Raw genomic sequence first — 6,446 nt, 5'->3', positions numbered from 1 at the left:
GATAGTTTAGAAAATCCCTTGTAAATCAATGAGTTACAAGGGATTTTTTTCGTCTGCGTAGATTGCGTCACGGGTTGACTTGATGCTGATAAATGCTTTATCGATGCACCACAATGCCCAGCGCTGAGTCAACTGCATCACGCCACGGTGCTTCTGAAATTTTGCGCTGTGCAAACGCGCGCCCGGCATCCCAACGCACCTGGATACCGCCAGGCGTGAAGTCGAGGTCTTTGGTATGGTCTTCGCCTGGCAGTATGGGTGCCTGTATGGGCAGCACATGCATCACAGTGCCGCAACCCCAGCTCAACAGCTCCTGAGCTTCTGGCGAAGTTCTGGCTCCCGGTGGCAACATTCGCCCCAACTCGCGCACCACATGGCGCAGATGGTGAATTTGTTGTTGGCGTGTGAGGTGACTCTCTGCGCGGCTGGCATACTGAATGTCTTTCAAACGGCTACTAACCTGCGCCATGGTGCTTGGCAGGGAGTCTTCTTGTTGCCATAGCTGGGCAGTAAAGATGACCGAATCACGCCGTGGGTTGTCGTCCATCACCACTTCAATCGGTGTGTTGGAGTAAATGCCACCATCCCAATAATGCTCACCGTCAATTTCTACGGCTGGGAAAGCTGGCGGCAACGCACCGGAGGCCATGACATGGTCGAGCCCTACGGTATCTTCACGGCTGTCAAAGTAGCGCATCCGTCCAGACGCCACATTGACGGCACCCAATGTCAAGCGGGTGTTGCCCTGGGCAATCAGGCCAAAATTGACCAACCGCGCCAGGGTGTCACGCAGGGCAGCGGTGCTGTAATAACTGGCGTTGGTAATGCCAAGCGGCACCTGCGCGCCAAAGTGGGCCTGCAGGTTGGGAGTGAAAAACCCGGGGATACCGGAAGTCACCGCACCCAGGTTGTGGACCAGCTTGCCCAGGCCAAAAGCGCTCCAGAGCTCGGATGAGGTATGGGCGCTGGCCACTTGCTGCCAGAACTCACGCAACCGATCCATCCTGTTGGCAGGCGTGTTGCCCGCAATGATGGCCCCGTTGATGGCACCAATCGACGTGCCCACCACCCAGTCTGGCTCGATGCCGGCTTCGTGCATGGCCTCATACACCCCGGCCTGGAATGCGCCCAGTGCACCGCCGCCTTGCATAACCAGAACGATTTGACCTGGCAGTTTGTTTGATGTGGCTTTTGTCATGGTTCATGCTCCTGTGGGCAGGGTCCCCGCAGGGGCCAGATAGTCGTGCAATACGCGGCCGTATGGCAGCGTCAAATTGGCGATGAAGTGCAGGCCACCCACGGCCTTGCGCACCGGAAGATCCGCCACTGGCGCATTGGCATGGGGCACCAGGTGCAGGCGTGCCGGGCCGGACCAAGCGCCTTGCACGGCAATGTCCGTCAGGTTATAGGCCACCAGTTGAGCGATCGCCAACGCACCGTCCACGCCAGGAATGAGTTTGAGATTGACCTGGGTTTTGCTCATTTTTTCAATGATCGATGCTGAGGAGCACTGTTTCTTGCCCGCCACGTCGTAAAGTAAGTGTTGGTGCTTATAACCCATGGTGCCCACGGCCACCTGCACACCTGCGTAATCCAGCGTGCCCGTCAGCGTGTCTTGCACCACGGTCAACTTGGGATGACCATGTTTTTTAGGGAAGCCCCAAATCTCGCGGCCACCGGCAATCGGCGGCTCATCATCGAGGTACATCTGCGCGGTGAAGTTGATGTGCTCGCCGCGATACAGCGCCGGGATCACCACGCCAGATTCGGTGTAACTACCGAACCCGGCAGAGTCGGGCATACGGATGAACTCATACAGCACGGTGTTGCTGCCGTCGGGCTCCAATGGTTCGGGCAGCGCTTCGCGAATCGCCTGGGGGTCGGATTCGTAAGTGATGATCAGGTATTCGCGGTCAATAAAGCGGTAGGGGCCACGCGGATACGAGGGCGATGCGGCTGGCATCGACGGCAATTGGAGAATGTCCTGAATATTCATGATGATGGGTGCTTTCAGTGTGCCGTCCAGCCACCGTCAATCGGAATCACTGCCCCTGTGATGGAGGCCGCCGCATCGCTGGCCAGAAAACCAGCCAGCGCTGCGACCTGTTCGACGGTGACAAATTTTTTGGTCGGCTGGGCAGTGAGCAACACGTCTTGAATGACTTGCTCTTCAGTGATGCCCCGCGCCTTGGCCGTTTCAGGAATTTGCTTCTCCACCAAGGGCGTCCACACGTAACCGGGGCAAACCGCATTGACGGTGATGCCCAGTTCGGCCACTTCCAGCGCCACCGTCTTGGTCAGCCCGGCAATGCCGTGTTTGGCCGCCACATAAGCGGACTTGAAAGGCGAGGCCACCAATGCGTGGGCAGATGCCACCTGGATGATTCGCCCCCACTGGTTCTTTTTCATGTGCGGCAGAGCCAATCGCGTGGTGTGAAATGCTGACGTTAAATTGATCGCCAGAATGGCATCCCACTTGGCCGTGGGAAATTCGTCCACCGGGGCCACAAACTGGATGCCCGCGTTGTTGACCAGAATGTCCACACCACCAAACTCGGCATTCACCGAAGCGAACATGGCCTCAATTGCCTCGGGCTGGCTCATGTCGGCCCCATGAAACCGCACCTGCACGCGGTAAGCGGCTTCCAGACGGGCGCGGTTAGCTTCAATCTCGGCGGCATCGCCCATGCCGTTGAGTACGATGTTGGCCCCATTTTGGGCGAAATATTCAGCAATGCCGAGGCCGATGCCGCTGGTTGATCCGGTGATGAGCGCAGTTTTTCCTGTCCACATGAGGGGTTCCTTGAAGAGAATTAAGGCCTTTTACGGCCAGGTCAGGCATCAAACGGGTGTTCGATGTTTCTTCAAGGTAGTCGTTGCTTGCTACCCGATGGTTACAGGGCGATGCGCCTCGTTTAAACCCTGCGTCTCGTTTTATGAGTCGAACGTCTCATGCGTACAGGGCCGGTATGGCTTCTTCCTCACCCTTGAGCCATTCAGTGGGCGAGCAGCCGAGCTTGCGCACAAAAGCACGCGTCAAGGCGCTGGCACTGCCGTAGCCCACATCGTCAGCCACATGCTTGAGTTGCCGCCCTTTTTTAAGCAAGCCTTGTGCGGTCATCACACGCCATGAGGCCAGGTAGTCAGCCGGGGTATCGCCGGTGACCTCGCGAAAGCGCACGGCAAAGCGCGCCCGTGACATGCCCGCCAGCGCCGCCATGCTGGACAAATCGCGCGCCTGCGCCGGGTCGTCATGAATGGCGGTAATGGTTTTGGCCAATCGGGCATCGGCCAGACCGGCCAAGGTGCCGCCTTGCGTCAAACCCTGGTCAATGCAGTGGCGCAACAGCCGAATCATCAGCACTTCACACAGCCGGTCCAGCACCGCCTGGCGGCCGTTGTGGTCAGAAAATGCCTCGTCAAACATCAGCCCCAACAACGCCTCCACACCCGCCAATTCAGTCAGCTTGACCATCACCACACTGGGCAGAGAATCGGTGATCGGGTTGCGACCACCACCGCCAAACTGAACCGTAGCGCACACCACATCAGCCCCCGCGCGGTCATCGGCCACCAGCCGGTGCGTGTCGGGGCGGGGTAAAAAAAGCAAGGTGGGCTCGCTGATGTCAAAAACCTCCTGCTTCACACCAATGACTTGCACTGGTCCGCGCCGAATCAAGTGAATGTGTCCACGCAAACCGTCCTGCGCAAAGTCATGAATGCCGCAGATGTTGCCGGTATAGAACACGCCAGCGTGCAGGGAAAAGTGTGAAAGCAGAGAGGTGAGTCTGTCCATGGCATGTTTTGATACAAATAGTAATCTATATGATACTTTAAAACACTATTCGTATCGTATCGTTGGGTAAAGTTGGGCTTTCAAACACAACAGGAGAACACCATGGCAGACATCACAATGTACAGCGCACAGGGTTGCGGCTATTGCCAAAGCGCAGAACGCTTGCTGGCGCGCAAAGGCATCACGCAGTTCAAAAAAATTCGCGTCGACACCGAGCCCGGCGTGTGGGAAGCCATGGCGGAAAAAACCGGCAGGCGCACCGTGCCACAAATCTTTATTGGCGATATTCATGTGGGCGGGTTTGATGATTTGAACGCGCTGGACAAGGCCCGGCGGCTGGACGAGCTGCTGCAAGCTTGAGGTGATGTGTAAGAAGTTGAGCGCTGGCAGCGTCTAAGCAGTCAGGAAACAATCCCCCCAACTGCAAGCAGTTTAAGGTCAAGCATGAGACACATCTCTTCCCCCATCCGCTCGGCTGTGCTGGCGTCCATCTTCGACATGGCCTTCGGTGTCTGCGCCGCCTTTACCCAAAGCCCTGGCGCACCGCGCAACCCCTGTGCTGCCCAGAAGAGTCCATGCGCCGCCAAGATGTGAGCCACGAGTGACCAAGGGGTTAACCATGCCAACTGCGCCGTCCATGCAAGATCTGGCAACGGCAGAACTGCTCGCCATGCGCGCGGCCGCCCTTGAGATTGCCGAGTGCTACCGCGTCCTGGCCAAGGGCGGGCTCAACATCGTTGGCGAGGTATTGCGCGGTGAAGGTGAGTTCATCGAGCTCAACCATTTCCCCGACGATGATGTGTTTGACCGCGAAACCCAGTCGCAATATTACTACCACGCGCACCGTGGGCTGGAGGGCGAACACGGCCACTTTCATACCTTTTTGCGCCCGCCCGGTATGCCCGACGGCATGCAAGCAGTTGCGCATGAAAATGCTACGGAACCCTGGCCAGAAGGGCGAGACGCGCTATCGCATTTGATAAGCATCTCAATGGATGTCTATGGTTTTCCGATGGGCTTGTTCACCACCAACCGCTGGGTCACGGCCGAGGCCTGGTACGGGGCCGAGGACGTGATGCAATTGCTTGAACGTTTCCAGATCGACCACGCCGCGCCATCCTGGCCGGTGAACCGCTGGATCAGCGCCATGTTTGTCCTGTTTCGCCCGCAGATACGCCAGTTACTGCGACAGCGCGACGCCAAGGTGGCGCAATGGGCAGCGCAGCATCCCGGCACGGACGTGTTTGAAGACCGCGCGCTGGACATCACCAGTTGGACTGCCATCTCTGTCGAAGATCAGATCAGCCAGGTGAATGTGCTGCTCGGCCAAAGGCAGGGCCAAAGTTGATTCCCTTTTTAATCTTTTGAGCAAGGAAATTCACCATCAACAAGCGTCATTTCACACGGGTCCTGGCCCTGAGCGCAGTATTGGCGACCACCAGCACGGCGTTTGCCGACTCGGCGGCGCTACCGGGCACACAAACGTTGGTCAGCAAGCACGATTTCAGCACCCTGGTGTCGCGCGTTGAAGCGGCTGTGGCGCAACAAAAAATGGGCCTGGTCGCCACAGCCAGTGCCAGCGCAGGAGCGGCCGGGCGTGGCATCAAGATACCCGGCAATACTGTGCTGATGGTGTTTCGCAACGACTACGCAGTGCGCATGCTGCAAGCCAATGTTCCGGCCGGCATCGAAGCCCCAATTCGATTGTATGTGACCGAAAACACCGACGGCACGGCCAACCTGACGTACCGCGCACCGAGTGCGGTGTTTGCACCTTACCCGTCGGACAAGCTGCACGACATGGCGGCCGAGCTGGATCCGATTTTTGAGCGGATTGCCCGCGATGCGGTCGGCAACTAAGCCCGCACTGACCGTTTTTGCGTTAGCGGCACGGCGCCAGAAGTTGGCACTGGCGCTGGCTGGCTTGCCGCTGCTGGGTGTGGCGATGCAAGTCGCGCCAGGTGGCTGGCGGCCGGTGACGTTGTGGATCATTGGCCTGGTGCTGGGCGTGGCGCTTTACCATGCGTCGTTTGGCTTTGCCAGCGCCTACCGGCGCATGATCTCGATGAATCTGGTGCATTACGTTTCCGCCAACGCAACTTATCTGCTGACTCGGCTATTTGCTTTATTTCTATTTTCGTGGTGTGTAAGAACCTGGCTGCCATAGCGACTATTGAAGCAGCACGGTCAAAACAACACTTCCCGTGCGATGTGTTTCCCACTTTTTCCTACCGTAAACCAATTGAAGGACCTACAAATGAAAGCAACATCGACCACTTCGCGTTACGCCACCGCCGCCGGTCTGGCTTTGGCCATGAGCGCGGCCCTGACCATTGCCGCCACACCCATCGCAGCACAAGCTGCTGAAACAGAAAAGTGCTACGGCGTTGCGCTGAAGGGCAAGAATGACTGCAAGGCAGGCGCTGGCACCACCTGCGCGGGCACTTCCAAGATTGACTACCAGGGCAATGCCTGGTCGATGGTGCCAAAGGGTACTTGCGAAAAGACGGTCTCTAAAACCTCACCAACGGGTTTTGGCCAGTCGAAAGAGTTCAAAGAAGTCAAGGCCTGATTCACACACAGGCAACAGGGCACCTGGCATGTTGAACTCAAGCCATCAAGCGTCGAAACTCCAGGTTGCTCAGGCTCA

At 57.7% G+C, this 6,446-nt stretch carries 10 protein-coding genes; 6 read left to right on the top strand and 4 right to left on the bottom strand.

Annotated features, from left to right (window positions below; all coding sequences use genetic code 11):
* Positions 1–97: 97 nt before the first annotated feature.
* From IBX54_RS03490 to IBX54_RS03475, 4 genes are all read right to left on the bottom strand, one after another.
* Positions 98–1,198, bottom strand: coding sequence for a patatin-like phospholipase family protein (locus IBX54_RS03490; protein ID WP_296541273.1), 1,101 nt, complete (start codon positions 1,196–1,198; stop codon positions 98–100).
* 3 nt (positions 1,199–1,201) lie between these two features.
* Entirely contained in the window at positions 1,202–1,996 is a 795-nt protein-coding gene (locus IBX54_RS03485) for an acetoacetate decarboxylase (protein ID WP_296541272.1), read from the bottom strand.
* Positions 1,997–2,010: 14 nt separating this feature from the next.
* Positions 2,011–2,793 carry a 3-hydroxybutyrate dehydrogenase gene (locus tag IBX54_RS03480; RefSeq protein ID WP_296541271.1) on the bottom strand — a complete coding sequence of 261 codons (783 nt, stop codon included), beginning with the start codon at positions 2,791–2,793 and terminating at the stop codon, positions 2,011–2,013.
* 157 nt (positions 2,794–2,950) lie between these two features.
* Positions 2,951–3,796, bottom strand: coding sequence for an AraC family transcriptional regulator (locus tag IBX54_RS03475; protein WP_296541269.1), 846 nt, complete (start codon positions 3,794–3,796; stop codon positions 2,951–2,953).
* 102 nt (positions 3,797–3,898) lie between these two features.
* Here IBX54_RS03475 and grxC point away from each other — a divergent pair, with 102 nt between their 5' ends.
* The 6 genes from grxC to IBX54_RS03445 all read left to right on the top strand — a co-directional run bounded on the left by grxC (position 3,899) and on the right by IBX54_RS03445 (position 6,368).
* Entirely contained in the window at positions 3,899–4,156 is a 258-nt protein-coding gene (grxC, locus tag IBX54_RS03470; RefSeq protein ID WP_296541268.1) for a glutaredoxin 3, read from the top strand.
* Between the two features lie 84 nt (positions 4,157–4,240).
* A complete protein-coding gene (locus tag IBX54_RS03465) occupies positions 4,241–4,390 on the top strand; it encodes a hypothetical protein (RefSeq protein WP_296541267.1) in 150 nt (49 codons plus the stop codon).
* A gap of 43 nt (positions 4,391–4,433) precedes the next feature.
* On the top strand, positions 4,434–5,144 hold the full coding sequence (locus IBX54_RS03460; RefSeq protein ID WP_296541266.1) for a hypothetical protein: 711 nt from the start codon (positions 4,434–4,436) through the stop codon (positions 5,142–5,144).
* 80 nt (positions 5,145–5,224) lie between these two features.
* The gene (locus IBX54_RS03455) at positions 5,225–5,656 is read left to right on the top strand and encodes a DUF302 domain-containing protein (RefSeq protein WP_296541265.1); all 432 of its coding nucleotides are present in this window, start codon (positions 5,225–5,227) and stop codon (positions 5,654–5,656) included.
* A complete protein-coding gene (locus IBX54_RS03450) occupies positions 5,640–5,963 on the top strand; it encodes a hypothetical protein (protein ID WP_296541264.1) in 324 nt (107 codons plus the stop codon). The genes IBX54_RS03455 and IBX54_RS03450 overlap by 17 nt, the downstream gene beginning before the upstream one ends.
* A 90-nt stretch (positions 5,964–6,053) precedes the next feature.
* Positions 6,054–6,368, top strand: coding sequence for a DUF2282 domain-containing protein (locus IBX54_RS03445; RefSeq protein WP_296541263.1), 315 nt, complete (start codon positions 6,054–6,056; stop codon positions 6,366–6,368).
* Positions 6,369–6,446 lie beyond the last annotated feature (78 nt).

The organism is Rhodoferax sp. (assembly GCF_014859475.1).
Lineage (GTDB): Bacteria > Pseudomonadota > Gammaproteobacteria > Burkholderiales > Burkholderiaceae_C > Rhodoferax.
Note: the sequence above shows the minus strand (reverse complement) of the source record. Positions and strands in the feature narration are given on the sequence as shown.

Excerpts from the sequence above, each read along its gene's own strand:
- IBX54_RS03480 (WP_296541271.1), bottom strand. The coding sequence starts at position 2,793 with ATGTGGACAGGAAAAACTGCGCTCATCACCGGATCAACCAGCGGCATC.
- IBX54_RS03485 (WP_296541272.1), bottom strand. The coding sequence starts at position 1,996 with ATGAATATTCAGGACATTCTCCAATTGCCGTCGATGCCAGCCGCATCG.
- IBX54_RS03490 (WP_296541273.1), bottom strand. The coding sequence starts at position 1,198 with ATGACAAAAGCCACATCAAACAAACTGCCAGGTCAAATCGTTCTGGTT.
- IBX54_RS03475 (WP_296541269.1), bottom strand. The coding sequence starts at position 3,796 with ATGGACAGACTCACCTCTCTGCTTTCACACTTTTCCCTGCACGCTGGC.
- IBX54_RS03460 (WP_296541266.1), top strand. The coding sequence starts at position 4,434 with ATGCAAGATCTGGCAACGGCAGAACTGCTCGCCATGCGCGCGGCCGCC.
- IBX54_RS03450 (WP_296541264.1), top strand. The coding sequence starts at position 5,640 with ATGCGGTCGGCAACTAAGCCCGCACTGACCGTTTTTGCGTTAGCGGCA.
- IBX54_RS03445 (WP_296541263.1), top strand. The coding sequence starts at position 6,054 with ATGAAAGCAACATCGACCACTTCGCGTTACGCCACCGCCGCCGGTCTG.
- IBX54_RS03465 (WP_296541267.1), top strand. The coding sequence starts at position 4,241 with ATGAGACACATCTCTTCCCCCATCCGCTCGGCTGTGCTGGCGTCCATC.
- grxC (WP_296541268.1), top strand. The coding sequence starts at position 3,899 with ATGGCAGACATCACAATGTACAGCGCACAGGGTTGCGGCTATTGCCAA.